The sequence below is a fragment of the Polaromonas sp. LjRoot131 genome (assembly GCF_964252805.1).
Lineage (GTDB): Bacteria > Pseudomonadota > Gammaproteobacteria > Burkholderiales > Burkholderiaceae_C > Polaromonas.
Genome location: NZ_CAXUPF020000001.1, coordinates 1,709,661 through 1,735,923, shown reverse-complemented (window position 1 = coordinate 1,735,923; position 26,263 = coordinate 1,709,661). Strand labels below are relative to the sequence as shown.

Sequence of the window (26,263 nt, the reverse complement as noted above, 5' to 3'; positions counted from 1 at the left end):
GTTTGATCCAAACAAAATTGAATGAAAACTAGAAAACATGCACGGAGTTCATGCGTTTTTGTATGATGGCGCGATGGATTGGGACGACATCAAGGTATTTCTGGCGATTGCCCGGGCGCGCTCCCTGGGCGGCGCCGCCGGCACACTGGGCCAGACGCAGCCGACCATGGGCCGCCGCCTGCGCGCGTTCGAAGAAAAGCTGGGCGTGGCGCTGTTCCAGCGCGGCAGCGAAGGCTTTGTGCTGACCGACGAGGGCGCGTCGGTGATGTCCATCGCCGAGCGCATGGAGCAGGAGGCGCTGGCATTCGAGCGGACCCTGGAAGGCGGTGAAACGGAGCTGGAGGGTTTGCTTCGCGTCTCCGCATCGGACTGGTTCGGGCTGCATGTGCTGGCCCCGGTGTTCGCGCGCTTCCAGGAGAAGCACCCGCGCGTGAGCATAGACCTCATCACCGAATCACGCTTGCTCAGCCTGGCGCGGCGCGAGGCGGACCTGGTGTTCCGGATCCGGCCGTTCGAGGAAAGCGACGTGGTGCAGCGGCGGCTCACCACCGTTCACTACGCGCTGTATGGGGCGTCGCAACTGGAGAAACCGCGAGCCGGCGACGGCCAGGGCACGCCGCTGATCACCATGAACAGCGCTTTCAGCACCATGCCCGACGTGCGCTGGCTGCAGCGCGTGCTGCCGAAGGCCCATGTCGTCATGCGCAGCAACAACCGTGAGGTGCAGACGGCGATGTGCGTGGCCGGCCGCGGCTGGGCCGTGTTGCCGGTGCTGCTCGGCGACCGCGCGCCGGGGCTGGTGCGCGCCGACCTGGGGGAAACGCCGCCCGGCCGCGACGTGTGGGTCGGCTTTCACCAGGACCTGCGGCGCCTGGCCCGCCTGCGCCGGCTTCTCGAGTTCACGGTCGAGGCCGTACCCGCGGCCTGATCCCCGAAATCCCGCGTCCTGCGGGATGTTGCCGTGGCTGCGCCGCCACGCGCGCCGCGCATTCTTTCCGTGTCACACAACTGCCATTGAACTGACACGAACGCGTCACCCCCTACTCCCAGAATCTCGTCATGACCAGCATGACTGAGCACCCGATGGGACTCCACTCACAGACATATGAACATGACAGGCAGGACGCGGGCGCGGTCCGCGGCCTGGGCGCCGGCATCCAGGATTTGAACAAGCAATGCCTGCGCATCCTGCGCTGCACGGCCCAGGCTTTGGCCAACAGTCCCGGCGGCCTGCGCTTCAAGGCCGGCACCCGGCCCTGGCTGGAAGGTTTGTCGAGCGCGCGGCCGGCGCTGATGGCCGCTGCTGATTGAGTGTCGAAGCCCCTTGATGGGGCTTTTTTACAGGCGGAAAAAACCGCGGGTCCGAGTGAGTCAGTGAGTGAGCTTGCCGAAGCTGGTCAAAACCGAAGTTGTCGAGACACCCCGAAACAAGGAGTTAGCCATGAAAGAACTGCCCAATCCCACCTTTGCATTGTCGCCCGTCGCAATGCCACGGGGGTCACTTCATCAAAGCGGTCATGCTGTCAGTCCAGCCCCTGTTCAAAGGGCTCCCGTGGGGAAAATCTCGGTCGGCTGGGCCCGGCACCAGGACGAGGTCCGGCAGGCGCAACGCCTGAGGTACCAGGTCTTCGCGCTCGAGATGGGCGCCACGCTGTCGAAAACGCTGCCCGGCCACGACGTGGACCTGTTCGACGACTACTGCGAACACCTGCTGGTGCGCGACGCCGACAGCCAGGAAGTCATAGGCACCTACCGCGTGCTCACGCCGACCCAGGCCAAGCGCGTGGGCAGCACCTACAGCGACACCGAGTTCGACCTGACGCGGCTGCGCGCGCTGCGCGAGCGCATGGTCGAGCTGGGCCGCAGCTGCGTGCACGCCGACCACCGCCACGGCGGCGTCATCCTGGCGCTCTGGGGCGCGCTGGCCGAATTCATGTCGCGCAACCAACTCGACACCATGATTGGCTGCGCCAGCATTCCCATGCAGCACAACGGCGTGTCCAACGGCCACGCGGCCGCCAGCATCTGGCGCCAGGTGCGCGAAACCCATCTGGCCGCCATCGAATACCGCGTCACGCCGCGCCTGGCCCTGCCGGTGGAAAAACTCGACGACACGCTGGACGTGGAGCCGCCCGCGCTGATCAAAGGCTATCTGCGCCTGGGTGCCAAGGTGCTGGGCGCGCCGGCCTGGGACCCTGATTTCAACTCGGCCGACCTGCCGATGATGATGCGCATCGCGGACCTGCCGCCGCGCTACCTCAAGCATTTCTCCGGCAAACCGCTGCCGGGCAACGCCGCGGAGGCCTGATGCGAAGCATGTTTGACGCCATGGGGGCGCTGGGCAACGGCTTCGGCGGGGGCGGTGACGACCACGACGATGACGACTCGTTGCGCAAGCGCTACCGCACCATCTTCATCTCCGACATCCACCTGGGCACACCCGGCTGCCAGGCGGCGGCCCTGCTGGATTTCCTCAAGGCCCACCCCAGCGACAACCTCTACCTGGTGGGCGACATCGTGGACGGCTGGCAGCTGCGCCGCCGCTGGTACTGGCCGCAGTCGCACAACGACGTGGTGCAAAAGCTGCTGCGCCGCGCCCGCAAGGGCTGCCGCATCATCTACGTGCCCGGCAACCATGATGAGTTTGCGCGTGAATTTATCGGCAACCAGTTCGGCGGCATCGAGGTCATTGATGAAGCCGTGCACACCACCGCCGACGGCCGCCAGCTGTGGATCATCCACGGCGATTACTTCGACGCGGTGGTGCAGTGCGCCAAGTGGCTCGCCTACGTGGGCGACAACCTCTATGAATTCACGCTCAAACTCAACCGCCACCTGAACAGCCTGCGCGCCCGCATGGGCCTGCCCTACTGGTCGCTGTCGGCCTACCTGAAGCAAAAGGTCAAGAGCGCGCTCAACTACGTCACCGACTTTGAAGAAGCCGTGGCCAATGAGGCGCGCCGGCGCGGCCACCAGGGCGTGGTCTGCGGCCACATCCACCGCGCCGAGATGCGCGAGATCAACGGCGTGCTCTACTGCAACGACGGCGACTGGGTGGAAAGCCGAACCGCGCTGGTCGAAAACTTCGACGGAACACTGGAACTGGTGCACTGGGCGCCGGCCCACGAGACCCAGGGCCGCGGCCACGCAGCCTCCACGGTGGTCGCATGAGGATCGCACTTGTCACCGACGCCTGGCAGCCGCAGGTCAACGGCGTCGTCACCACGCTGGTGGAACTGGTGCGCGAACTCGCGGAACTGGGCCACCAGGTGGAGGTGATACACCCCAACCTTTTCAAGACACGGCCTTGCCCGGGTTATGCCGGCATAGACCTGGCGGTGCGCCCCAAGCGGGGGCTGACCGAAAAGCTCGACGCCTTCCAGCCTGAAGCCATCCATATCGCGACCGAAGGCCCTCTGGGCTGGGCGGCTCGCGGCTACTGCCTCAAGCGCGGCCTGCGTTTCACCACGGCCTTCCACACCAAATTCCCGGAAATCCTGCATGCGGCGCTCAAAATCCCGCTGTCCTGGGGTTATGCGCTGTTCCGCCATTTTCACAGGCCGTCATCGGGCGTGATGGTGCCCACCCAGGGCGTGCTGCGCATGCTGGAGCAGCGCGGCTTCCAGAACCTGCGCGGCTGGACGCACGGCGTGGACACGGAGCTCTTCGGCTTCGAGCCGCAGCCGCGCCTGCATCCGCCCATGGGGACCTTGCTGCGCCCGGTGTCGCTGTTTGTGGGCCGGGTGTCTTACGAGAAAAACATCGAATCCTTTCTCAAGCTGGACATTCCGGGCACCAAGGTGGTGTGCGGCGTGGGCCCGCTGGAAGACTCGCTCAAGCAGCGTTATCCCCAAGTCCGCTGGATGGGTGTGCTGGCGCGGGACGAGCTGGCCAAGGTCTATGCCGCGGCCGACGTCTTTGTGTTCCCCAGCCGGTCGGAAACCTTTGGCCTGGTGATGCTGGAGGCCATGGCCGCCGGCACGCCGGTGGCGGCTTATCCGGTCGACGGCCCGCTGGAAGTGCTGGGAAAAGCCGATGGAAGCTGTCACGGCGGTGTCATGAACGAAGATTTGCAACAGGCTTGTTACGCGGCGCTGGCCGTGCCGCGCCACGAGGCGCGCCAGCGCGCGCTGGACTTCAGCTGGAGCCATGCCGCAGAGCTTTTTGAGTCTTTCCTCGTAACTGCTGGCCACAACAAGGTCATGGGCAGTACTTGCCAGCCTTTTCAGGCCGGTGCACCATCAGTCAAAAGTACTGTCACGCCACTGTCATGAAAGAAGTCAACACTGTGACTTACGTTAATGACATGTAACCACCTTGTTGATGCCCACTTCTCCCGCCTCGGTGGCCGCCGCCGCGCCAAGCGTCCAGTTCCTGGACCGCGACCACAGCATTCTTGCCTTCAATGAGCGGGTGCTGGACTGGGCCAAGCGCCCCGACGTGCCGCTGCTGGAGCGGCTGCGGTTTTTGTGCATTGTGTCGTCTAACCTCGACGAGTTTTTCGAGGTGCGCACCGCGCCCCACCTGACGGCGGCGCAGGCCGGCGAGCAGAAAGCGCCGTATTCGGTGCAGTCCTTCAAGGCTTTGTCGTCCGCTGCGCACGACATGGTGGCGCGCCAGTACTCCCTCTACAACGATGACCTGCTGCCGGCCTTTGAGCGCCAGGGCATACGCGTGGTCTCGCACGGCGAGCGCAACCCGGCCCAGCGGCGCTGGGTGAAAGAGTATTTCGAGCGGGAAGTGCGGCCGCTGCTGATTCCGGTCGGGCTGGACCCGTCGCACCCGTTTCCGCAGGTGGCCAACAAGTCGCTCAACTTCATCGTGCGGCTGGGCGGCCACGACGCTTTCGGCCGCGAGAACGACATCGCCATCGTCAAGGTGCCGCGGGTGTTGCCGCGGCTGATCCACATGCCGGCGCGCGGCCACCACAAGGAGGACAGGCTGTTCGTGTCGCTTTCCAGCGTGATACGCGCGCACCTGGCCGAGCTGTTTCCCGGCCGCGAGGTCGGGCAGTTTTCGCAGTTCCGCGTCACCCGCCATTCCGACCTGGCCGTGGACGAGGACGACGTCAAAAACCTGCGCACCGCCCTGCGCCAGGGCCTGGAGCAGCGCCACTACGGCCAGGCTGTTCGGCTGGAGGTGTCGGCGGGTTGTTCGGAATACCTGGCCAATTTCCTGCTGAAGCAGTTCAACCTGCCGACGCTGTCGCTGTACCGCGTGCACGGCCCGGTGAACCTGGTGCGGCTGACGCAGTTGGTGGACCTGGTCAACGACCCCAAGCTGCTGTTCCCCAGCTACCGCCCCTGCTACCCGACGCAGCTGCTGCCTGGCCAGTCCTTTTTCGAGCGGCTCAAGCAGGGCGACGTGTCCATCCACCAGCCCTTCGAGAGCTTTGACGGCGTGCTCGCCTTCCTGCGCGAGGCCGTCAACGACCCGCAGGTGCTGGCGATCAAGCAGACGATTTACCGCACCGGCGCCGATTCGGAACTCATGGTGCTGCTGCGCGAGGCTGTGCGGCGCGGCAAGGAAGTGACCGTGGTGGTGGAGCTCAAGGCGCGTTTTGACGAAGAGGCCAATATCAACTGGGCGGAGATGCTGGAGTCGATAGGCGCGCAGGTGGTGTACGGCGTGGTGGGCCTGAAGACACACGCCAAGATGCTGCTGGTGACGCGCCGCGAAGGCCGGCACCTGGTGCGTTATGCGCACCTTTCCACCGGCAACTACAACCCACGCACGGCGCGCCTTTACACCGACCTGAGCTACCTGACGGCCGACGCGCATATGACGGCCGACATCGACAACGTCTTTGTGCACCTGGCCAGCCAGAGCCGCCTGCCCAAGCTGCACCATTTGCTGCTGGCGCCGTTCCAGCTGCACCACAAGCTGATCGCAAAAATCGACGCGCTCGGCGAAGCCGCTTTGCAGGGCAAGGACACGCGCCTGGTCGCCAAGATGAATGCGCTGACCGACGAGGACCTGATGCTGGCGCTGGTGAGGGCAGGGCAGCGCGGCGTGAAGATAGACCTGATCGTGCGCGGCGCCTGCATGCTGCCGGCGCAGGTGCCGGGCGTGACCGACAACATCCGTGTGCGCTCCATCATCGGCCGCTTTCTCGAGCATTCGCGCGTGTTTTACTTCCGCTGCGCGGAGGAGGAAACGCTGCTGCTGTCCAGCGCCGACTGGATGAACCGCAACATGCTGCGCCGGGTGGAACTGGCCTGGCCTGTGACCGATCCGATGCTGCGCCGGCGCATCATCGACGAATGCCTGGTGGCCTACCTGCACGACGGGCGCGACGCCTGGGACCTGCAGCCCGACGGCAGCTACCTGCGTGTGAACCCACAAGGCGATCAGCCGCGCCACGGGGCGCAAGCGGCCCTGATGGCCCGCTACACGGCTCCCCAACACCAGGACAAATGACATGGACCTCATCTTGTGGCGTCATGCGGAAGCGGAAGACTGGCCAGAAGGTGACCCACAAGGCGGCAGCGACCTGGAGCGCTCACTCACGGCTAGAGGCGAGAAGCAGGCGGCCCGCATGGCCAACTGGCTGGACCGCCAGCTGCCCGAAGGCGCGCGCATCTTCGTGAGCCCGGCGCGTCGCTGTGAGCAGACCGCATTGGCGCTGGGACGCAAATACAAGATCAGGAAAGAACTGGCGCCCGATGCCACGGCCGCGCAGCTGCTGGAACTGGTGCAGTGGCCTTCGGCCAAGTCACCCATCCTGGTGGTGGGCCATCAGCCCATACTCGGCGAAACCATCGCGCAGCTGCTGGGCCTGCAGGCCAGCGATTGCCCCGTCAAGAAGGGCGCGCTCTGGTGGCTGCGCAGCCGCGACCGCGAAGGCCACAACCAAACCGTGGTGGTGACCGTGCAGTCGCCTGAAGTGCTCTGAGTTGTTCTGGGTCGGTAGGCCATGATCGTTAGGCGCCATAGAGCTGGCGCGCAGCGGGCACTAATAATAAGATGCGACGTTGGGCAGCCGTGAAAGACAGCCATGCATATTGAAGCCCACCTTCCCGCGACCGCCAGCACCGCATTCGACGCTTGGGTCGTCCCCAAGATGATGAGCCGGTGGCTCTTCGTTGGTCCGTCATGACGCTACCTTTTGAGTACCAAAATCCAACTCTTCAGTTCGAGCGCTTCATGGTCGACGCTCGCGACAGCGCGAGTCTGGCTACGACGAATATGGCCTGGAACATGGTGGTTGGTGTCTTGCACGCCTTTCGCCATCGCCTTTCAGTAAACCAGGCATTGGCCTTCGCCGCAGTGCTTCCACCCATGATTCGCGCCCTCTTCATTGAAGATTGGAACCCACAGCAAGCTGTCTTGCCCTTCGGCGAGCCGGCTGATTGGCTCGCTGATGTCCGCTCGGTTCGTCCCGAACACAACTTCTCGCCGCCCAATGCCGTCGTCTCGGTAGCGACTGCGCTGAGCAGGCACGTAGATACACAAGCTTTCGAAAGAGTTCTCGCACTCCTGCCAGAAGGAGCTCGGCGCTATTGGGAGCCAAGAAGCCAATCAGGTTCCGGGCCTGCCTCAGATGCGGCCTAAGGAATTTATGCCGTTGCTCAAGTCGTTTGTTGCCTGGCTAGTCATACTTGCTTTGGCCGTTGCCAATGGAGCGCTTCGCGAGATCGTTCTGATTCCTGCTCTTGGCAAGACCACTGGTCTCGTCGTGAGCGGGGTGCTACTCTGCCTTTTTGTGATGCTTGTGTCTTTCGCCTTTGTTCGTCTCAGCCACGGCATCACAATCTTGCAAGGTCTTTGCGTCGGCGCTTCCTGGTTGTGTCTCACACTGGTCTTCGAGTTCGTTTTTGGCCGCTACCTTCAGCACAAGTCCTGGTCTGAGCTACTCGAAGCGTATGCGTTCAAAGACGGCAATATCTGGCCAGTTGTGCTTCTCGTCATTCTTCTGGCGCCGCCGGCCTTGGTTCTCCTTCAGGAAAGATTTCAGCATGCAGGCGGTAGCGCCTGATCTATCCTTCAAGCTACCTCCCCACGGCAGGCCGCTTAAGCCCCGCGATGGAGGGCCATCGTTACCTGTTTTTGCGTGGCGGCGACCGCGAAGGCCACAATCAGACCGTGTTGTAACGGTGCAGTCGCCTGAAGTGCTCTGAGTTGCCGTGTGGGCGGCATCGCGAGGAAAGCATCTACAGCGTGTGCGCTCTTGTCGCGCGGATGCATCATGTGACTGTTGCGGCCGTGCCGGCGGACAAAAACCGACCCGGTACAGCTAAGATTTTCCAGCGCCGAGGCTATAGTGCAGGTATCGAAGATGCTCCAGGATCTGATTGCTGGTTCTGCGACACACATTACGTCAGGGATCTCATGGCACTGTTTTTAAAAGTCATCCTCCTGCTGTTCGGCCTCGCATTCATCGCCTCGGGCGTGAAGAGTGTCCTGCGCCGTGAAGCCAAATTCACGTGGCATGAAGATAGCGACAAACATCGTATCGTTGAAGGGCTTCCTGCGATCCTCGTCGGCCTGGGCGAGGTCGCCATGGGCTTGTGTTTCCTCTACGCCATGCGCCTTCCCGCTGCAAGCTGAGATTCACATCGGATCGCTTTGTCACTGCCACTGCCGGTGACGCATGATCTCTTCAAGCGGTGTTTAGGCACACGCACATTCTTTCTCCGTCAATGATCGTTTCCCACCGAAAACCCCAGGTTTGCATACTCGGCAGTGCCGAGCCCGGTTCCCGCGCCTACGAACTCGCCGGCGAGGCAGGCGAGGCGCTGGCCAAACTGGCCATCACCGTGGTGAGCGGATGCGGCAGCCCCGCAACCCGGGTTGCCGCCGAGCGTGCAATCCAAGCAAACGGCCTGGTGCTCAGCATCGTGCCTCCAGACGAAATGCCCGGGCCGGATTGGCCCGCCACGGTGGTGCTGCCTTGTGGCATGGGGGATGCCCGCAATCTGTTGATGGCCCTTGCCGGCGATGCCTGCATCGTCATTGGTGGCCGCGCGGGCACCAAATCCGAGGTTCACCTGGCCTGGCTGCATAAGCGGCCGCTGCTTCCGCTGGTTGGCTGCGGCGGGTGGTCCGATGAACTGCCGTCCAATCCACCCGACGAACGGGAGAACTCCCCGATCCTGCCGTGGAGCACCATCGCTGAATTGCAGGAGAATCTGCGCAGCCTTGGATTGGTCAAGAGTGCGGCTTGAATTGCGGCTAACTCTTCCTTCAAGCGGATCGGCCTGCAGCGGTCCGCTTAAATCAAACGTTAGATTTCACGGATACTTTCCAGCAATGAAAAACGCGTTAGACATCTCGACCACTACCCTCGCAACTGACCCAGGTAGCAGTCCTCCGGGCGCCTTCAATTGGCGCTCCGCATTTCTTGGTGCGGCTGTAGGCATCGCTGGCCCGGCGTATTTCGGCACCCTCTTCAGCAACATTGCCCTATGGATATTCATTGGGCAAGGACACACCGTGCGCGAAGCCTACGCCTACATATTTCAGTTCAGCCTTTCATTGCCGGTGCTCGCCCATCTTGCGGCCGGAATTTTCTTTGCCATTGCATGTGGATGGGTTTCCGCCGCTTATGGACGGGGCGCCACGATGCTGCAGGGCATTTCCGCAGGTCTGTTAGCGGTCTCCTTCCCCATCATCATGATGCTCAGTCCAACGGGCGGTGAAATGCCACTTCTCTTTCGGGCAATTTCCCTGTGTATTCCCGTCTTTGGCAGCGTTGCGGGGGCTTTCGTCTATGCGCGAAAGATCTAACTATTCCGCTGGGTTATCTTCAACCTTAGGCCTTACAGGCGGAGTTACATGAGAACCGCTCTTCGACAGGTTCTGACACTCGCCGTCCTTGGCTGTGCACTGGGCAATGCGTTTGGCCAGCCCGCGGCCGCTGCAAATACTGCCCAAAAGTCAAACCAATTCGTGGTTCAAGCCGAGGCCGCCTACAAAGGCCTGCTTGAAGCGGAGCGGGCTGGAAGCCTCGCGTCCTATCAAAAGTTCAGATCAAAGGCCGCCGTCAAGGAGACCCTTGAGAATCTGCGCAAAGCCGGGACTCCCGAGAATGAGGCTGGCGCCGCGTTGCAGCGGGTATCAAAGTACTCAACAAGCCTGGATGGCTTTGACTTTGTGAAGGCCGAAGGACGGGCCACCGTCGGGCGGCTCTTTTATCAAAAGCGCTGGAAGTCCAATGGTGAAGAAATGGTCGACTTCTTTGGCTACCTGGTGCGGCTCGAGGACAACGTGTGGAAAGTTGACTGTGTCGTGAATTCGACCGGAACAAAGCTCGGCATGGGCAAGTCGCGCAAGATTGAAGAACGAACCATTGATGAAGTTACCGAGCATCCATGCTTGAAGATGGGCTGAGGCCTGACCCCTCCCAAAGGGGCTCCCCCTCAAGGGCAAGGTGCCGACCGGTAAATTGGCTGGATGGAGGCGCGTCGTTCAGCCTGGCCTTCGGTCATCTCAAACCTTAAAGCATCAACCACAATGGATCTCGACGGCATATTTGCGCTCATTCTTCTTGTCTTGCATTGGCGCGTCGCCCTGTGCCTTGCCGGCAGTAGTGCGCTGGCAATTGCCCTGGTGTACCTGTTTCCCTGGCTGAACGGCTTGCAGGGGTTCGTCGTGGCCTTACTCGGTCTTGTTGCCGGAGCGATCTGGGAGGCCCAGGCCACTGCGCCGGAACCGGCGAACGCTGAGAAACCGCCTGAAACCACCACCGGTGTCGCCTGCGCGAGTGCGCTCATCGCCGGCGCCCTATGGGGAGTCTCCAGCGCGAGCTCGATGCATTCCTTTCTGGCTGGCGCGGTGATCTTCATCGCCGCCGCATGGGGGTGGGTCTGGTACGCGGGTATTGCGCAGCCTTCGGTAGCCAAGGATCGGGTTTATCTCTGCATTATTCTTGCGTCATTCGCATTTCCCATCGCGGCAGCGTTTGCTCACAATGCGTTCCAGGCGCGCCCTTAAGCGGATCCAACTTCGGCAGTCTGCTTAAGTAAAACCCTGGATTGCAAGTGCCAGGTATGTGGCGGCTTATGCCGTGGGTTTTACGCCCGACATAGATCAACCACAACAAGAAAGAATTCGCCATGCGTTACGTCCTCGCCCTGTCAACACTGCTTCTTTGCTCCGCCTGCAACGAAACATCGTCGCAACCCGCGGCCGTCATTCCGCCCGCAGCGCAAGCCGGAACACCCGCATTGCCCAATACACAAGAGGCCACCCAAGCACTCCTTGAGATGCTGGACATGAAAGAGTACAAAAATGCCGAGGCCAAGCTCGGCACCTGTATTCCAGCTCTTGAGGCCAAGTACCCAGGTCAAGTCGCTTGCACGGTGGCCTTGAAGATAGGTGCGGGAAGTTCGGAAACCCAGGCCGACTTTTACCGCCGCAATGGCAAATGGGTTGCCCAGCCGAGCAGCTCGCAGGATAAGCTGCCGTTTCCAGATCCCAAGCTTTGAGAGCTATGCCTGCAAATCGCTCAACGCCGGAAATTCGGCCATGAAAGCCGCACTTTTTATCGTCATCGGGTATTGCCTGGCGAGCTTGCTTGCCGCCGCTTTTTTACTGGCGTTGCAGCCGCCGCACGCGCATTTCCCGGTGCTGGTTGCGCTCGCGTTTTTTCCGCTCTACCCCTTGCAGTGGGTGGGCAAGGTATTCGAGGGGGCACTGACTCCCGTGGAGGCAATGGCACTCATGTTGTTTGTCTTGCTGATGGGAAGCAGTGTTTACCTGGCGCTCAAAGCTCGGCGGAAGGTGGCCCAATAAGCAACCCAGCACCCTTGCGGGTGCTGGAAGTTGCCTCTGTGCAGCTTAGCTGCCCAGCGTAGGCCGGCCGGTCTTGATCGCGGGAACCTGCTCCAGCGCGGTCAGGAAAGCAGCGTCGGAGATACCGGCCAGCAGCTTGATGCCGGCGCGCAGCAGTTCGCTTTTCTTCGCGGGGCGGGTCAGCCTGGCGGCGCGCTGCTTGAGCTCGTCGAGCACCACGTATTCGGCCTTGGGAATGGTGAAGCTGTCGCGTACCAGTTTCGGCTTTTTGGTTTTCTCAGGCTTGGCGGCCTTCACAGGTTTGGCGCTTGCCTGGGGCTTGGCTGCGGGCTTTTTGGCGCCGGCTTTTTTCACGATGGCTTTCTTGACCGCGCCTTTGCCGGCTGGGGCCTTGGCGGGGGACACCTTTTTCGGTGCGGGCTTGGTGGCGGCCTTCACAGGTGCCTTGGGCGTTGCCGGGGTCGGCGCGGCGGGTTTTGCAGTTGCTTTTTTGCGGGTAGCCATGGATTGATCCTTTTTGGGGTGCGGTCAAATAAACCGTATATATAGTTTATACGGTTTGATGAAAAGCGGTCAAGCCGCGGTCCTGCAGAAGCGGAGGGCAGGGCTCAGGGGCCGGGCACGACCAGCGTCCACGGCGTCTTCTGCCAGGCCAGCACTTCTTCCTGCAGCAGGTGGGCCGATTGCGGAAAGGCCTGGGCCCAGCCGGCGCGGCAGTTCAGCACAAAGATGCGGCCAGGCTCTGCGCCGCACTCGAGCTGCAGGCCCTTGAGGTCGGGGTCGCGGCGGGCGTGGCACAGGATGACCGCTAGGCGCAGGCATAGCAACTGCTGTATGAACACGCGGTCTTCGAAGTTGACCTCGAGCTTGCGCAGTTTGCCGCGGTGACCCAGCACCAGCAGGCTGAGGCGGTGCAGCTCGGGCAGGGCGAAGCCAGGGGCGTCGGCGTTGTCCAGGATGTAGGCGCCGTGCTTGTGGTAGTCGCTGTGGGAAATCTGGCTGCCGATTTCATGCAACTGCGCGGCCCATTCGAGCTTGCGCTGAAAGCGCGCCAAATCGGCGGCGGGCAGGCCGGCCCCTGCCATCACGAACAGGTGCTGCGCCACCTTGCTGACCCGCAGGGCCTGCGCAGCATCGGCGTTGAATTTGCCGGCCAGGCGCTGCACGGTGGTGGAGCGCAGGTCGGTCAGGTCCTGTTCGCGGTCCAGCAGGTCGTAAAGCACGCCGTGGCGCAGGGCGCCCTGGGCGGCTTCCATCTGCGAAATGCCGAGCAGGTCGAACACGGCGCGCAGCACGCTGACGCCGCCGCCTATGACGGCGCGCCTGTCGTCTTTCATGCCGTCGAGCTTCAGGCGCTCGGCGCTTTGCGCCTTGAGCAGGCGGTCCAGCAGCCAGTCCAGGCCGTCGCGCGTGACCAGGCCCGCGGGCCAGCCCGAGGCTGTCAGCACGTCGCTGACGGCGCCTATGGTGCCGGAGGATCCGTAGGCCGCATCCCAGGCGCCGGCGCGGTAGGCGTTGACGGCTTCGTCGAGCACGGCCTTGGCGGCCACCTCGGCGGTCGCGAAAGCGCGCGGGGTGAATTGCCCGTCGGGGAAATACTTCATGGACCATGCCACGCTGCCGACGCGGTAGGACTCCATGGTGCGCGCTTCCAGGCCCTTGCCGAGGATCATCTCGGTGGAGCGACCGCCTATGTCCACCACCAGCCGGCGTTCGTCGGATTGCGGCAGCAGGTGCGCCACGCCCTGGTAGATCAGCCGGGCTTCTTCGCGGCCGGGGATGACGTCGATGGGAAAACCGAGGATCTTGTGGGCGCGCACGAGGAAGTCCTCGCGGTTGCGCGCCTCGCGCAGGGTCTGGGTGGCGACCGCGCGGACCTGGTATTTCTTGAAGCCCGCCAGGCGTTCGCCGAAGCGCGCCAGGCAGTCCCAGCCGCGCTGCATGGCGTCCGGTGTCAGGTTGCGGTCGGCGTCCAGCCCGTTGCCCTGGCGGACGGTTTCCTTGAGGTATTCGGTGCGGTGTATGCGGCCGTGGTCAAAGCGGCCGATTTCGAGGCGAAAGCTGTTGGACCCCAGGTCCACAGCCGCGAGCAGCGTTCCATTTTGCATGCCTGAGTTTAAGGTCTCGGCGTAGTGTTCGCGAGGGACCCGCATGAGCATTTCGGGCCGCCTAGCCAATGAGCCGGCCGTCGACCGTCATCATGCTCTGGGTGACGTAGGTGCTGCTGCGGCGCTGAGGGCTGAAGCTCACGCTGAAGCCGCCCATGTTCATGGCGCCGCGGCGCTGGAAAGCGCCCAGGACATTCTGGCGGTTCAGCGTGCCGTCCACTTCACTGAGCACTTCATAGGTGTAGCGCGCGGCGATGAACCCGGCCAGGCTCAGTGGCGCGGGCGGCTCGTCAAACAGGCGCGCCAGCGTTTCGCGGTAGCTCCTGACGATCGGCAGGCTGGCGTTGACCAAGGGGACGGGCTGGGTGGCGATCACCGGGGTGTTGCGCGCCGCGCCCATCTGCAGCATGGTCTGCAGGTTGACGTCGGCCAGGGCCACGATGTAGCGCTGGCGTGCCTGTTTTTCGAGGCCCTGGGTGAATTCGGCGAGTTCGGGCGTCCCGCCCACAAAGAGCAGCACGGCGGGCGTGCGGGGCGTGAGCTTCTGGCCCAGCGCGCGCAGGTCGTTGGAGCCCTTGAAGGACTGCAGCTTGAGCGTCAGGGCCGCGGTGATGCGCTCGACGTCGGCATGGTAGGCGCTGTAGTCCTGGGCCGTCGCGTAAATCGCGCCCAGCTCCTTCAGGCCCATGGTCGAGAGGCTTTTGAGCGCATAGGCCATCTGTTCCTGGCGCGCCGCAAAAATCGGGAAGGTCTTGTCGTCGATCTCCAGGCTGGAGTTTTGCAGCCAGGGCGCCACGTGGGCCATGGCCAGGCCGCCTTTGTGGGAAAGGTCGACGATCTGGCTGGCCACGAGGTCGCCGACGCTGCCGGACAGGGCCACGCAGGCGGGGTTGTCCCTGACCGAGTCCAGGGCCGTCTTGAGGCTGGCCGGCGTGCCGTCGGTTTCCAGCGTCTGGTGCTCAATGCGGCGTCCGCGAATGCCGCCTTTGGCATTGATGTCCTGCCATGCGGCGCGCGAGCCGATCAGGAAATCCTTGGAAACGTCTTGTTGCGCCTGCGAAAAATCCACCACCTGCGCCACGATGAGGCTGCGCGAGGCGGATTTGGCGGGTTGTGCCCACGCGGGCGCCGCAACACCGGCCGCCAGCAGGCCGGCGTGCCGCAGCAGGCGGCGGCGGGGGAGGGTGGGAAAGAGGGGAAGGGATTTGGCTTGGGCCATGGCGGGTTCCTGGCGGTGTGTCCGTCCTCAGTTGTCAGACGAGGTGCGGCGAAATTGTGAAGGCCCCTGCTTTCCGGGAAAGACAGGGGCCTGGAGCTATGCAAACCAAGGTGCGAGACCCTGGCAGGTTCAGCGCATTCAGCGGGTTGGCGGGACCAGGACGGCGTCCACCACGTGCACCACGCCGTTGGTGGCGGAGATGTCGGCGATCTGGACCATGGCTTCCTCGACGGTAACGAATTTGCCGGCCTTGGAAAGCGCCACATTGGCACCGTTGACGGTCTTGCTGTTGCCGTTCTTGACGTCGGCGGCCATGACCTTGCCGGGAATCAGGTGGTAGGTCAGGACGGCCTTGAGTTTGGCCGGGTCCCTGGCCAGCTCGTCCATGGTCTTGGCGGGCACTTTGGTGAAAGCTTCGTTGGTCGGGGCGAACACGGTATAGGGGCCGGTGCCCTTGAGGGTGTCGGTCAGCCCGGCCTTGGCCACCAGGCCGTTGAACGTGCTCAGCTGGGACTGGGAGGCAATGGTGTCTGCCACGGAGACCGGGGTGGATGGGGTGGCGCAGCCGGCGAGGGCGGCAACAGCGGCGGTGAGGACCAGAAAGCGGCGGTTCAGCATGGGAAGTTCTCCTGATTAATCCTGGTAAAGACGAGGCCAAGCGTAGGAGTGCCCGGTGACAGATTCGTGACGAAAATTTGAAGCTTTTGTGACCTTCCCCAAGGGCGGATGCCGCCTGAGAGGCTGTCATATTTGTCACACCCTTGTCACACAAGGTTTCTACAGTCGTTACATCTCCCCTATCAATCCACTCAACCCAAGCAATCCCAACCCAAGAGGTGTTCTGATGAACCTGACTTTCAAAGCTTCCCTGACTGCCGCGATAGGCCTTGCCTTCGCCTCTTTTGCCACCCTGGCCACCGCCCAGGACGTAACCGGTGCCGGCGCCAGCTTCCCGGCCCCCCTGTATTCCAAGTGGGCTGCCGACTACAACAAGGCCACCAGCGTCAAGATCAACTACCAATCGGTTGGTTCCGGCGCTGGCATCAAGCAAATCGAAGCCAAGACGGTGGACTTCGGCGCTTCCGATGCGCCCCTGAAGGACGAAGAGCTCAAAGCCAAGAACCTGGTCCAGTTCCCCATGGTGATCGGTGGCGTGGTGCCTGTGGTCAATATCAAGGGCATCACTCCCGGCCAGCTGAAGCTGACCGGCCAGGTGCTGGGTGACATCTATCTGGGCAAGATCTCCAACTGGAGCGACCCCGCCATCAAGGCTCTGAACCCCGGCCTGTCATTGCCTGATGCAGCCATCGCCCCGGTCCGCCGCGCCGACGGCTCCGGCACCAGCTTCATCTTCACGAACTACCTGAGCAAGGTCAACGCCGAGTGGAAGACCAAGGTCGGGGAAGGCACGGCCGTCAACTGGCCTGTGGGCGCCGGTGGCAAAGGCAACGAAGGCGTCGCCGCTTTCGTGGGCCGCCTGCCGAATTCCATCGGCTACCTGGAATACGCTTACGTCAAGCAAAACAAGATGACCTTTGCCCAGCTGAAGAACGCAGCCGGCAACTTCGTGTCGCCTGACGACAGTGCCTTCAAGGCGGCTGCCGCCGGTGCCGAATGGACCAAGAGCTTCTACCAGATTCTGACGGAACAGGCCGGCAAGGATTCGTGGCCCATCACCGGCGCGACCTTCATTCTGATGCAGAAGTCGCAGGACAAGCCCGCCCAGGCCACCGCTTCCCTCAAGTTCTTCGAGTGGGCTTACAAGAATGGTGACAAGACCGCTGACGACCTGGACTATGTGCCCATGCCTGCAGCCGTGAAAGCCATCGTCGAAAAATCGTGGGCCGACATCAAGGACGCCTCCGGCAAAGCCGTTGCCTACAAGTAAGCCTCGCGCTTGAACGCTGTCAAAACCGCCAAGAACCAATAGGGGTTTCCCAACGTGTCCTCTACACTTCCCGCGAGCCGGGCCACTTTTGATCACCCGGTCAAAACGTCCGGACGCGATATGGCTACACCCCCTCCCCATAACCCGGTGCGCAGAAGCCCACTGGCAGACCGGCTCTTCGGCTGGGCTGCCCAGGGCGCGGCGCTGCTGACCCTGGGACTTTTGTTCGGCATCCTGGTCTCACTGGTCATCGGCGCATGGCCGGCGATCAGCAAGTACGGGCTGAGCTTCCTGACCAGCAGTGTCTGGGATCCGGTCAAGAACGAGTACGGCGGCCTGGTGATGATCTACGGCACGCTGGCTACCTCCCTCATTGCGCTGGTGATCGCCGTGCCCGTGAGTTTCGGAATTGCCCTGTTCCTGACTGAGCTGTCGCCGGCCTGGCTCAAGCGTCCGCTGGGTACGGCCATCGAGTTGCTGGCCGCGGTGCCTTCCATTGTCTACGGCATGTGGGGTCTGCTGGTCTTCGGCCCCATCCTGGCAACCTATGTGCAGCAGCCGCTACAGGACCTTCTCAAGGGCGTGCCTTACCTGGGCGCCCTGGTGTCCGGCCCGCCGGTGGGCATCGGCATCCTGTCGGCCGGCATCATCCTGGCCATCATGATCATTCCCTTCATCGCATCGGTGATGCGGGACGTGTTCGAGGTGACTCCGCCGCTGCTGAAAGAGTCCGCCTACGGCCTCGGTTCCACGACGTGGGAAGTGGTTTCCAAGGTGGTGTTGCCTTACACCAAGGCTGGTGTCGTCGGCGGCATCATGCTTGGCCTGGGCCGCGCGCTGGGCGAGACAATGGCCGTCACCTTCGTGATCGGCAACGCCAACCAGCTCGCCTCGCTGTCGGTGTTTGAAGCGGCCAACAGTATCACCTCGGTTCTTGCCAACGAGTTCGCCGAGGCCAGCAGCGACATGCACCGTGCGGCACTGCTCTACCTCGCGCTGGTACTGTTCTTCATCACCTTCGTGGTGCTCACGCTGTCCAAATTGTTGCTCAGCCGCATGAAGAAAAGCGAAGGGAAAAAATCATGAGCACCGCCAAAGCCCTGCTGGATGCCAAGACACTGGCAGAGACGCGCCAAGCCAAGTTTGCGAGCCGCGACCGCGTCAACAAGATTGCCCTCGCGCTGTCGTTTGCGGCCATGGCCTTCGGTGTGTTCTGGCTGGTCTGGATCCTCTGGGAAACACTGCGCCTGGGCGTGAGCGGGCTGTCCCTGTCGATCTTCACGCAGATGACTCCCGCCCCCGGTGACGAGGGCGGCCTGCTCAATGCCATCGCGGGCTCGCTGGTGATGGTGGGCATTGCCACTTTCATCGGCACGCCGATCGGCATCATGGCCGGCATCTACCTGGCGGAATACAACCCGCGCGGCTGGCTGTCGTCCGTGGTCCGATTCGTCAACGACATCCTGCTGTCGGCGCCATCGATCGTGATCGGCCTGTTTGTCTATGCCCTCGTGGTGGCGCGGTTCCAGAGCTACTCGGGCCTTGCCGGCGCGCTGGCCCTGTCCCTGATCACCATTCCCGTGGTCATCCGCACTACCGAGAACATGCTGCAGCTGGTCCCTCCGGGCTTGCGGGAAGCGGCTTATGCGTTGGGTGCGCCAAAGTGGAAAGTCATCCTGGCGATCACGCTGCGCGCGGCCCGGGCCGGTGTTGTGACGGGCGTGCTGCTGGCTGTCGCCCGCATCGCCGGTGAAACCGCTCCGCTGCTTTTCACGGCCCTGAACAATCAGTTCTGGTCTTCCGACCTGACAGCCCCCACGGCCAGCCTGCCTGTCACGATCTTCAAGTTCGCGATGAACATTGACCCGAACCTGCAAAAGCTCGCCTGGGCGGGTGTGTTCCTGATTACTGTCGCCGTGCTGGCACTCAACATCCTCGCGCGCATCCTGACGCGGGCCAAGAATTAAAAGGTAAATCACCATGGTCGCTACCGTTGCTACCCAGGCGCCTCGCGCCAAGATCGCCGTCAAGGACTTGAACTTCTACTACGGCAAGTTCCACGCCCTCAAGAGTATCAACCTCGACATCCCCGAAAACAAGGTCACGGCCTTCATCGGCCCTTCCGGCTGTGGCAAGTCGACACTGCTGCGCACCTTCAACCGCATGTTCGAGCTCTATCCGGAGCAGCGTGCCGAGGGTACGATCGCACTGGATGGCGAAAACCTGCTGACCAGCAAGCAGGATGTGGCCCTGATCCGCGCCAAGGTCGGCATGGTGTTCCAGAAGCCGACGCCGTTCCCGATGTCGATCTACGACAACATTGCCTTCGGGGTAAAGCTATTCGAGAACCTGAATGCGTCGGACATGGACGAGCGGGTCGAATGGGCGCTGCGCAAGGCCGCCTTGTGGACCGAGGTGAAAGACAAGCTCAACCAGAGCGGCTCCAGTCTGTCCGGCGGCCAACAGCAGCGCCTGTGCATTGCTCGCGGCATTGCCATCAAGCCTGAAGTGCTGCTGCTGGATGAACCCTGTTCGGCACTGGATCCGATCTCGACGGCCAAGGTGGAGGAGTTGATTGCCGAATTGAAGAACGACTACACGGTGGTCATCGTGACGCACAACATGCAGCAGGCCGCCCGCTGCAGCGACTACACGGCCTATATGTACCTGGGCGACCTGGTTGAATTCGGCGCTACCGAGGACCTGTTCTTCAAGCCAAAACGAAAAGAAACCGAAGACTACATCACCGGCCGTTTCGGCTGAACGTGCAAGGGAAAAACATGCTTGATAAACATTTGTCCACGCAATTCGATAGCGAACTCAATGGCGTCTCGTCGCGGGTGATGGAGCTCGGCGGCCTCGTCGAGTCGCAGATTCGCCTGGCCATCTATGCGCTGTCGCAGTTCAGCGCCGAGAGCGCCAACCAGGTCATCGAAACCGAATCGCGCGTCAACGCGATGGAAATCGATATCGACCGCGAACTGTCGTCCATCATCGCGCGGCGCCAGCCCACGGCCCGCGACCTGCGCCTGCTGATCGCGATTTCCAAGACCACGGCCAACCTCGAGCGCGCCGGCGACGAAGCCGAGAAGATCGCGCGCATGGTCAAATCCATCATCGAGAGCGGCTCGGCCCGGGCCCTGCCTTCGTCCGACCTGCGCATCGCGGCGGAGCTGGCTTCCGGCCTGCTGCGCAAGGCGCTGGACGCCTTTGCCCGGCTGGACACCGCGGTGGCGGTTTCCATCCTCAAGGAAGACGACCAGATCGACCAGGAATTCGACGGTTTTGTGCGCAAGCTCATCACCTACATGATGGAAGACCCCCGCACCATTTCGCCGAGCCTGGACCTGCTCTTCGTGGCCAAGGCCATTGAGCGCGTGGGCGACCACGCCAAGAATATCGCGGAGTTCATCATCTACATCGTTAAAGGGGCTGATGTACGACACACCCCTATGGAACAGATCGAATCTGCCGTAAAGTAAAACCGGAATGAAACACCTGCCACGCATACTGATCGTTGAAGACGAGCCGGCCATCGCCGAGTTGATTGCCGTCAACCTGCGGCATGGCGGCTTTGACCCTGTGGTGGCGGAAGACAGCGTGTCGGCCCAACGCGAACTCGACGCCGTGCTGCCCGACGCCATCCTGCTCGACTGGATGCTGCCGGGACAGAGCGGCCTGGCCCTGGCCCGCCACTGGCGCAAGCAGGCGCGCACCAAGAGCATTCCCATCCTGATGCTGACGGCACGCGGCGACGAGCCCGACAAGGTGGCCGGGCTGGACGCCGGCGCCGACGACTACATTACCAAGCCCTTTTCCACCCAGGAACTGCTGGCGCGCATACGCGCCGTGCTGCGCCGCCGCGCACCCGAGTCGGTGAACGACAGCGTGACGGTGGGCGGGCTGGTCCTGGACGCAGCCACGCACCGCATCTCTTACCTGGGCCAGGAGCTCAAGCTGGGCCCGACCGAGTTCAAGCTGCTGCACTACCTGATGAAGCACGCCGAACGCGTGCACAGCCGCAGTTCCCTGCTCGACAAGGTCTGGGGCGACCACGTCTTCATTGAAGAACGCACCGTCGACGTCCACGTCAAGCGCCTGCGCGAGGCCCTGGGCGCGGCGGGCACCATGGTGGAAACCGTGCGCGGCGCCGGTTACCGGCTGACGGCGATGGCTGCCAACAACCCGGTCGCTGCGGCACAATCCAGCGCATGATCAAGCGCTGGATTGTTTTTGCCGCCTGCATGATTGTTGGCGGCGGCTTGGGCTTTTGGGCGCGCACCGTCAACGGCCTGAGCTTCGGGCTGGGCATAGGCCTGGCGGTGGGCGCCTTGGTCTGGCTGGTGATCGACAGCTTCTTCGTCAATCGCCTGCTACGCTGGCTGCGCACCGAACAAAACAACGACACACCGGCCGTGATGGTGGGGAGCGCGCCCAGCCTGCCGGGCGTCTGGGGTGAGGTCGCGGACCGCACCCGCCGGCTGCTCAAGAACCGCGACCAGCAATACCAGGAAAGCCAGGCCCGCCTCGACGAATTCCTGGCGGCCATGCAGGCCTCGCCCAGCGGCGTGGTCTTGCTCGACGCGCAGGGCCGCATCGAGTGGTGCAACCAGATGGCCAGCCAGCATTTCGGCTTCGACGCCCAGCGCGACGTACTGCAGCACATCGCGAACCTGGTGCGCGACCCGGCTTTTAAGGCCTATATGGCGGCCGGCAACTTCAAGCATGACGTGGTGATTCCGGGCAGTTCCAGCACGCCGGCGCGCCCGGTGAAGCTGTCGGTCCACGTGCATTCCTACGGCAAGGACCGCAAGCTGCTGCTGTCGCGCGACATCACGGCGGTAGAACTGGCCGAAGCCATGCGCCGCGATTTTGTGGCCAATGTGTCGCATGAGATCCGCACGCCGCTGACGGTGTTGTCCGGCTTCATCGAAACCCTGCAGACCCTGCCGCTCAAGGAGCCCGAGCGCGCCCGCTACCTGGCGCTGATGTCGCAGCAGTCGCAGCGCATGCAGACGCTGGTCAGCGATCTGCTGACCCTGTCGCGCCTGGAAGGCAGTCCTTTCCCGGGCGCCAACGACTGGATGACGCTGGGCGCGCTGCTGGCCCAGTGCGAGCAGGAGGCCAGGGCCTTGTCGGCGGTGATCGCGCCGCAGGGGCACCGGCTGGAGTTTGATCCCGGACCGGCGTCGGAAATCGCCGGCGTGCAGACCGAGCTTTACAGCGCCATGTCCAACCTCGTGACCAACGCGGTGCGCTACACGCCCGAAGGCGGCCTGGTGCGCGTGAGCTGGACGCTGCTGGAGGACGGCCGCGGCGAATTCAAGGTCAAGGATACCGGCCCCGGCATTGCGCCCGAACACCTGCCGCGCCTGACGGAGCGGTTTTACCGGATAGACCGCAGCCGTTCACGTGAGACCGGCGGCACCGGCCTGGGCCTGGCCATCGTCAAGCACGTGGCGCAGCGCCACGGCGCCGAATTGCAGATTGAAAGTGAGCCGGGACAAGGCTCGTGCTTTTCCATCGTCTTTCCGGCCGCGCGCGTGCGCCGGGTTCAGCTGGCCCAGGCCGCTTAGGTCGTCAGGGCTACCGGCGCTGCCCGCAGGCTGCGCCTGACGGCGTGCCACAGTAAACCCAGGAAGCAGGCCGCCACCAGTGCGATGGCCACCGTGCTGGCGGCCCAGAAGCTGGCCGCCGATTGTGTGGCCGCATGGCCGGCGATGCCCTCATAAGCCAGGCGGTAGCCGCCCAGCAAGCCCAGGCCCCACAGCAGCACGCCGTAGAGCGCCAGCGGCACGATGGTGATGCGGTAGCAGCGCAGCAAAAAAGCGGTCAGCGCCTGCGTCGCGTCCGCCACATGGTAGAAGGCCACCCACACCAGCAGCGATGAAGCCAGCGCGACGATCTCCGGGCTGCCCGAGTACCAGCTCGCCAGCAAAGGCCCGGCCATGGAGACAAACGCCGCCAGCGTGAGCGCCGCCAGTCCGGTGAGCTTGAGGCCCAGCAGCACCACACGTTTGGCGTAGTCCGGGCGGCCAGCGCCTATCCAGAAGGACACGCGCGCGCTGCAGGCGATCGCCATCGACAGCGGCATCATGTAGAGCACCGCCGCCACGCTGGAAGCGATCTGGTGGCTGGCCGATGCGACCGTGCCCAGCCGCGCGATGAAGAGAGCCATCAGCGTGAACGAGGTCACCTCCACCAGGTAGGCCAGCCCGCCCGGAATGCCCAGCCGGGCGAAATTGCCGATCTGCGACCAGTCGGGGCGCTCCATGCGTTCCCAGAGGCGGTAAGGAGCGTACATCGGCCGTGTGCGAAGCATCAGCACGGCCAGCACCAGCAGCAGGTAGTTCACGATCAGCGTGGCCCAGGCGCAGCCCACGGCGCCCATGGGTTCCACGCCGGCGCCGCCGGCCACCAGCCAGATCGACAGCGGGATCTTGACGAGCAGGGCGCCGACCTGCAGCCAGGTGACCAGCAGCGGCTTGCCCAGCGCCTGGTTGAAGGTGCTGTAGATGCGAAACAGCAGGGAGGGCGCAAACGCGAAAGCCAGCACCGCGAGGTAGTGCTGGACTTCATCCCGCATCAGCTCGGGCACCTGGGCCCAGCGCAGCAGCGGGCCGGGAAACAGCATTGCGGCCATGCCCGCCGCCACGATGAAGGCGCACAGGTACATGCTTTGCCGCACGGAAGCACCGACGGCGTCATGGCGCCGCGCGCCCAGCATCTCGGACCAGATGGGCAGCAGCGCCTGCACGATGCCGATCAGGCCCACGTACACGCTGACATAGAGGGCCGAGCCCACGGAGAGGGCGGCCAGCGCCTGGTCGCTGTAGCGGCCGGCGATCACGGTGTCGGCGACGCCGAAAGCCATGATCGCCAGTTGCCCGACCAGCACGGTGCCCGCGTGCCGGCTGATGACCTTGAGTTCGCTCAAGGCTTGGCTTTGCCGTTGGCGCGGCGGGAAGGGGGCGGTGTTTTGGCCGGGGTGTCCTGGCTGACCCGCTTATAGAGCAGCACGTTCTCGGTCTTGTCGGTGGGCCGGCGCACCGTCGCCTGGAAAGCCCAGTCAGGCAGGTTGACCGTGCTGCTGAGTGTGGGCTGGGCTTCGACGTCGACGATCAGGTAGGGGCAACTGGCCTGCGCGCCGGCCTGGCGCAGCTCAAGCTTGCCGTGGTACTGCAGGGCGGCGGCCTGGGCGCTGCCGATGCCGTAGATTTCGACGCAGGCGTTTTTGTCCACCAGGCTGGCGATCTGGCGCGACAGGGGCGCGAAGCTGCGCGCATAGTCGAGCAGCGGCATCCAGAGCGTCATCAGCAGCAGCCAGCACAAGGTGGCGCCACCGGCCGGCAGCACCAGCGATTTCCAGACGGCTGCGCGTTGTGCCCCGGCGCGCCACTTGACGAGCCAGGTCCAGGCCAGGGTAGCGGCCAACGCGAAGAAAAAGGCCAGCCAGGAAAAGCTGGGCTCGAAACCGGGCGCGAGCTTGGCCACGTTGGCGGCGGGCTGGCGCGGCACGCCGGTCTGCATGGCGATCCAGACCACCCAGATGATGATGCCGCAGCCGGTGAAAAACAGCAGCGTGAACCAGTCGATCAGCGAGGCCACGCTGCGCTTGAGCGTGGGCAGCGCGAAGGCGGCCAGCGCGGCCAGCGGGGGCAGGCTCAGCAGCAGGCTGCGGTCGGAGGCGGTGGTGGTCAGCGTGGCGGCCACGGCCATGGCGGCAAACCACAGCGGCAGGGCGACGTGGCGGCTGGCCAGCTGCCGGCGCCAGCGGTAGAGCGTCCACATCGCCAGCGGCCAGGCCGGCCAGGTGAACCACAGCAGCAGGCGTCCCAGGCTGCGCCAGTCCCGCCAGGCGGAGGCGTCGTCAGAACCCGGCAGGTGGATGCGCCAGCGCCAGAGGTCCAGCCCGTAGGCCAGCAGCGAGACGCCCAGCGTGATGCCGGTGATCAGCAGTACCCAGTGCCAGGACTGCTGCTTGGCCGCGGGGTCTTTTTGGTCGGTGCCCCAGTGCATGTGGGTCCATTCCACCAGCGCGCCGCCCATGCCCAGCAGCAGGGCCAGCGTGGGGGCGCCGCTCAGGGTGAGCCCAGCCAGGCCGACCAGCAGGCCGAAGGCCGGCCCGAGGATTTTGGTCGCGCGGCGATAGGGGCTGGCCGCCATGGCGTAGAAGGCCAGGGCCGTGAAGCCCAACTGCGCCAGCGCCGGCGTGGTTTCGTGGGAGAGCTGTGCCAGGCCCAGGCTGGCGATCAGCGCCAGCAGGCCGGCATCGGCGATTGCCCGGGCGTAGTCGACGGGGCTGGCCTCGCCGCCAAAAGCGAAGGCGACCGGCTGGGCCAGCGGGCTGCGGGCCAGGTAATAAACGGCGTACCAGGTGGCCAGCAAGGTCAGCACCAGCAGGCCCACGAACGGCACCCGCACCGCCAGGGCCGGGTCCAGGAAAGGCAGCCATTTGATCGCGATCGCGCCCAGCCAGTAGGGGGCCAGTGCGTCAAATTCGGTGGCCCGCCCCAGCAACTGCGGCTGCAGCCAGTTGGCCACCGTGGAGGCCAGTTCGCGCATCACGCCGAAGGCCGCGATGTCTTCGTTCTTCCAGGGTCCGCGCCCCAGGAAGCCCGGCAGCACATAGGCTGCGCAGAACAGCAGCAGCGCAAGCCGCGGCAGGCGGCGCACGGCGGACTGGGCAATGATGGCGGGTGAAGGTTTGTTCAAAACGGTTCGGGTCGGCGAAAGGCGAGGGTGGCAGGAACGACCGTCAGTCCGGCATCCAGGGCCAGCGCTGATTTTGCGTCAAACCGGGCCGCGGGGTTTTGCGGTTCCCGGCAAATTTTGCCGAAAAAAAAGCAGCCTGAAATTCAGGCTGCTTTTTGCAGGCTGGCGAAAGGATTCGCAGCTTACTTCGCAGCTTCGGGCGCGGCCTCTTTGGCGGCGGCGGTGGTTTTGCCGAAGCGGTTGCGGAATTTCTCGACGCGGCCGCCCATGTTGTCCACGGATTTTTGCGTGCCGGTGTAGAAGGGGTGCGATTCGCTGGACGTATCGAGCTTGTACAGGGGCAGTTCGCGACCGTCGTCCATTTTCACCATTTCTTTGGTGTTCACGCAGGAACGGGTGACGAACTTGAAGTTGTTGGACAGGTCCAGGAAACAAACTTCGCGGTAATTGGGGTGAATGCCTTCTTTCATGATCTTTCCTTGTTCGATGCGGGAGCCACACAAGCCAGTCCTGGGCACTTTCCGCTAAGCCGCACATTATCGCATAAAAGCCGGGGCACCAACAAGGTGCTGGTTTGGCGCCTGGCAAGGCGTTTTG

At 63.5% G+C, this 26,263-nt stretch carries 30 protein-coding genes; 23 read left to right on the top strand and 7 right to left on the bottom strand.

Going from position 1 to position 26,263, the window contains the following annotated elements:
* Positions 1 to 37: 37 nt before the first annotated feature.
* The 16 genes from ACSQ27_RS08145 to ACSQ27_RS08070 all read left to right on the top strand — a co-directional run bounded on the left by ACSQ27_RS08145 (position 38) and on the right by ACSQ27_RS08070 (position 11,736).
* Positions 38 to 928 (top strand): LysR family transcriptional regulator, encoded by an 891-nt coding sequence (locus ACSQ27_RS08145; protein ID WP_436154947.1) that lies wholly within the window; start codon positions 38 to 40, stop codon positions 926 to 928.
* Between the two features lie 155 nt (positions 929 to 1,083).
* Positions 1,084 to 1,311 carry a hypothetical protein gene (locus tag ACSQ27_RS08140; RefSeq protein WP_436154946.1) on the top strand — a complete coding sequence of 76 codons (228 nt, stop codon included), beginning with the start codon at positions 1,084 to 1,086 and terminating at the stop codon, positions 1,309 to 1,311.
* Positions 1,312 to 1,441: 130 nt separating this feature from the next.
* Positions 1,442 to 2,308: a GNAT family N-acetyltransferase gene (locus ACSQ27_RS08135; protein ID WP_436154945.1), complete on the top strand. Its 867-nt coding sequence runs from the start codon at positions 1,442 to 1,444 to the stop codon at positions 2,306 to 2,308.
* Positions 2,308 to 3,171 carry a UDP-2,3-diacylglucosamine diphosphatase gene (locus ACSQ27_RS08130; protein WP_436154944.1) on the top strand — a complete coding sequence of 288 codons (864 nt, stop codon included), beginning with the start codon at positions 2,308 to 2,310 and terminating at the stop codon, positions 3,169 to 3,171. The genes ACSQ27_RS08135 and ACSQ27_RS08130 overlap by 1 nt, the downstream gene beginning before the upstream one ends.
* Positions 3,168 to 4,274, top strand: coding sequence for a glycosyltransferase family 4 protein (locus ACSQ27_RS08125; protein WP_436154943.1), 1,107 nt, complete (start codon positions 3,168 to 3,170; stop codon positions 4,272 to 4,274). Before ACSQ27_RS08130 ends, ACSQ27_RS08125 begins: the two co-directional genes overlap by 4 nt.
* 49 nt (positions 4,275 to 4,323) lie before the next feature.
* Positions 4,324 to 6,420 (top strand): polyphosphate kinase 1, encoded by a 2,097-nt coding sequence (gene ppk1, locus ACSQ27_RS08120; RefSeq protein WP_436154942.1) that lies wholly within the window; start codon positions 4,324 to 4,326, stop codon positions 6,418 to 6,420.
* Between the two features lies 1 nt (position 6,421).
* Positions 6,422 to 6,895, top strand: a complete 474-nt coding sequence (locus tag ACSQ27_RS08115) for a SixA phosphatase family protein (protein ID WP_436154941.1) — start codon at positions 6,422 to 6,424, stop codon at positions 6,893 to 6,895.
* A 200-nt stretch (positions 6,896 to 7,095) separates the two neighbouring features.
* Complete coding sequence (locus tag ACSQ27_RS08110; protein ID WP_436154940.1) at positions 7,096 to 7,554, top strand: DUF2267 domain-containing protein; 459 nt, start codon at positions 7,096 to 7,098, stop codon at positions 7,552 to 7,554.
* Positions 7,555 to 7,561: 7 nt separating this feature from the next.
* Entirely contained in the window at positions 7,562 to 7,978 is a 417-nt protein-coding gene (locus ACSQ27_RS08105) for a hypothetical protein (RefSeq protein WP_436154939.1), read from the top strand.
* A gap of 182 nt (positions 7,979 to 8,160) precedes the next feature.
* On the top strand, positions 8,161 to 8,550 hold the full coding sequence (locus tag ACSQ27_RS08100; protein ID WP_436154938.1) for a hypothetical protein: 390 nt from the start codon (positions 8,161 to 8,163) through the stop codon (positions 8,548 to 8,550).
* 92 nt (positions 8,551 to 8,642) lie between these two features.
* On the top strand, positions 8,643 to 9,167 hold the full coding sequence (locus ACSQ27_RS08095) for a Rossmann fold nucleotide-binding protein (protein WP_436154937.1): 525 nt from the start codon (positions 8,643 to 8,645) through the stop codon (positions 9,165 to 9,167).
* An 85-nt stretch (positions 9,168 to 9,252) separates the two neighbouring features.
* The gene (locus ACSQ27_RS08090; protein WP_436154936.1) at positions 9,253 to 9,729 is read left to right on the top strand and encodes a hypothetical protein; all 477 of its coding nucleotides are present in this window, start codon (positions 9,253 to 9,255) and stop codon (positions 9,727 to 9,729) included.
* Positions 9,730 to 9,777: 48 nt separating this feature from the next.
* On the top strand, positions 9,778 to 10,332 hold the full coding sequence (locus tag ACSQ27_RS08085; protein WP_436154935.1) for a hypothetical protein: 555 nt from the start codon (positions 9,778 to 9,780) through the stop codon (positions 10,330 to 10,332).
* Positions 10,333 to 10,455: 123 nt separating this feature from the next.
* The gene (locus tag ACSQ27_RS08080) at positions 10,456 to 10,935 is read left to right on the top strand and encodes a hypothetical protein (protein WP_436154934.1); all 480 of its coding nucleotides are present in this window, start codon (positions 10,456 to 10,458) and stop codon (positions 10,933 to 10,935) included.
* Positions 10,936 to 11,057: 122 nt separating this feature from the next.
* The gene (locus tag ACSQ27_RS08075) at positions 11,058 to 11,429 is read left to right on the top strand and encodes a hypothetical protein (protein ID WP_436154933.1); all 372 of its coding nucleotides are present in this window, start codon (positions 11,058 to 11,060) and stop codon (positions 11,427 to 11,429) included.
* A gap of 40 nt (positions 11,430 to 11,469) precedes the next feature.
* On the top strand, positions 11,470 to 11,736 hold the full coding sequence (locus ACSQ27_RS08070) for a hypothetical protein (protein WP_436154932.1): 267 nt from the start codon (positions 11,470 to 11,472) through the stop codon (positions 11,734 to 11,736).
* A 45-nt stretch (positions 11,737 to 11,781) separates the two neighbouring features.
* Here the strand turns inward: ACSQ27_RS08070 and ACSQ27_RS08065 are convergent, their stop codons facing one another.
* The 4 genes from ACSQ27_RS08065 to ACSQ27_RS08050 form a co-directional block, all read right to left on the bottom strand.
* Positions 11,782 to 12,240: a hypothetical protein gene (locus ACSQ27_RS08065; RefSeq protein WP_436154931.1), complete on the bottom strand. Its 459-nt coding sequence runs from the start codon at positions 12,238 to 12,240 to the stop codon at positions 11,782 to 11,784.
* Between the two features lie 104 nt (positions 12,241 to 12,344).
* A complete protein-coding gene (ppx, locus tag ACSQ27_RS08060; RefSeq protein WP_436154930.1) occupies positions 12,345 to 13,844 on the bottom strand; it encodes an exopolyphosphatase in 1,500 nt (499 codons plus the stop codon).
* A 61-nt stretch (positions 13,845 to 13,905) separates the two neighbouring features.
* Positions 13,906 to 15,063: an ABC transporter substrate-binding protein gene (locus tag ACSQ27_RS08055; protein ID WP_436154929.1), complete on the bottom strand. Its 1,158-nt coding sequence runs from the start codon at positions 15,061 to 15,063 to the stop codon at positions 13,906 to 13,908.
* A gap of 138 nt (positions 15,064 to 15,201) precedes the next feature.
* The gene (locus tag ACSQ27_RS08050) at positions 15,202 to 15,681 is read right to left on the bottom strand and encodes a fasciclin domain-containing protein (protein WP_436154928.1); all 480 of its coding nucleotides are present in this window, start codon (positions 15,679 to 15,681) and stop codon (positions 15,202 to 15,204) included.
* A gap of 226 nt (positions 15,682 to 15,907) precedes the next feature.
* Here ACSQ27_RS08050 and pstS point away from each other — a divergent pair, with 226 nt between their 5' ends.
* The 7 genes from pstS (at position 15,908) to phoR (ending at position 22,527) form a co-directional block, all read left to right on the top strand.
* Complete coding sequence (pstS, locus tag ACSQ27_RS08045; protein WP_436154927.1) at positions 15,908 to 16,951, top strand: phosphate ABC transporter substrate-binding protein PstS; 1,044 nt, start codon at positions 15,908 to 15,910, stop codon at positions 16,949 to 16,951.
* A 120-nt stretch (positions 16,952 to 17,071) separates the two neighbouring features.
* On the top strand, positions 17,072 to 18,037 hold the full coding sequence (gene pstC / locus ACSQ27_RS08040; RefSeq protein WP_436154926.1) for a phosphate ABC transporter permease subunit PstC: 966 nt from the start codon (positions 17,072 to 17,074) through the stop codon (positions 18,035 to 18,037).
* A complete protein-coding gene (gene pstA / locus ACSQ27_RS08035; protein ID WP_436154925.1) occupies positions 18,034 to 18,918 on the top strand; it encodes a phosphate ABC transporter permease PstA in 885 nt (294 codons plus the stop codon). The genes pstC and pstA overlap by 4 nt, the downstream gene beginning before the upstream one ends.
* Positions 18,919 to 18,931: 13 nt before the next feature.
* Positions 18,932 to 19,714, top strand: a complete 783-nt coding sequence (pstB, locus tag ACSQ27_RS08030; protein ID WP_436154924.1) for a phosphate ABC transporter ATP-binding protein PstB — start codon at positions 18,932 to 18,934, stop codon at positions 19,712 to 19,714.
* Between the two features lie 17 nt (positions 19,715 to 19,731).
* Positions 19,732 to 20,433, top strand: a complete 702-nt coding sequence (phoU, locus tag ACSQ27_RS08025) for a phosphate signaling complex protein PhoU (protein WP_436154923.1) — start codon at positions 19,732 to 19,734, stop codon at positions 20,431 to 20,433.
* A 7-nt stretch (positions 20,434 to 20,440) separates the two neighbouring features.
* A complete protein-coding gene (gene phoB, locus ACSQ27_RS08020) occupies positions 20,441 to 21,166 on the top strand; it encodes a phosphate regulon transcriptional regulator PhoB (RefSeq protein WP_431096707.1) in 726 nt (241 codons plus the stop codon).
* Complete coding sequence (phoR, locus tag ACSQ27_RS08015; RefSeq protein ID WP_436154922.1) at positions 21,163 to 22,527, top strand: phosphate regulon sensor histidine kinase PhoR; 1,365 nt, start codon at positions 21,163 to 21,165, stop codon at positions 22,525 to 22,527. The genes phoB and phoR overlap by 4 nt, the downstream gene beginning before the upstream one ends.
* On the opposite strand, the gene ACSQ27_RS08010 is transcribed toward phoR, so the two are convergent.
* The 3 genes from ACSQ27_RS08010 to ACSQ27_RS08000 all read right to left on the bottom strand — a co-directional run bounded on the left by ACSQ27_RS08010 (position 22,524) and on the right by ACSQ27_RS08000 (position 26,136).
* A complete protein-coding gene (locus tag ACSQ27_RS08010; RefSeq protein ID WP_436154921.1) occupies positions 22,524 to 23,888 on the bottom strand; it encodes an MATE family efflux transporter in 1,365 nt (454 codons plus the stop codon). The genes phoR and ACSQ27_RS08010 overlap by 4 nt on opposite strands.
* The gene (locus tag ACSQ27_RS08005; RefSeq protein WP_436154920.1) at positions 23,885 to 25,666 is read right to left on the bottom strand and encodes a hypothetical protein; all 1,782 of its coding nucleotides are present in this window, start codon (positions 25,664 to 25,666) and stop codon (positions 23,885 to 23,887) included. Before ACSQ27_RS08005 ends, ACSQ27_RS08010 begins: the two co-directional genes overlap by 4 nt.
* Positions 25,667 to 25,848: 182 nt before the next feature.
* Entirely contained in the window at positions 25,849 to 26,136 is a 288-nt protein-coding gene (locus tag ACSQ27_RS08000; RefSeq protein ID WP_411879876.1) for a type B 50S ribosomal protein L31, read from the bottom strand.
* Positions 26,137 to 26,263 lie beyond the last annotated feature (127 nt).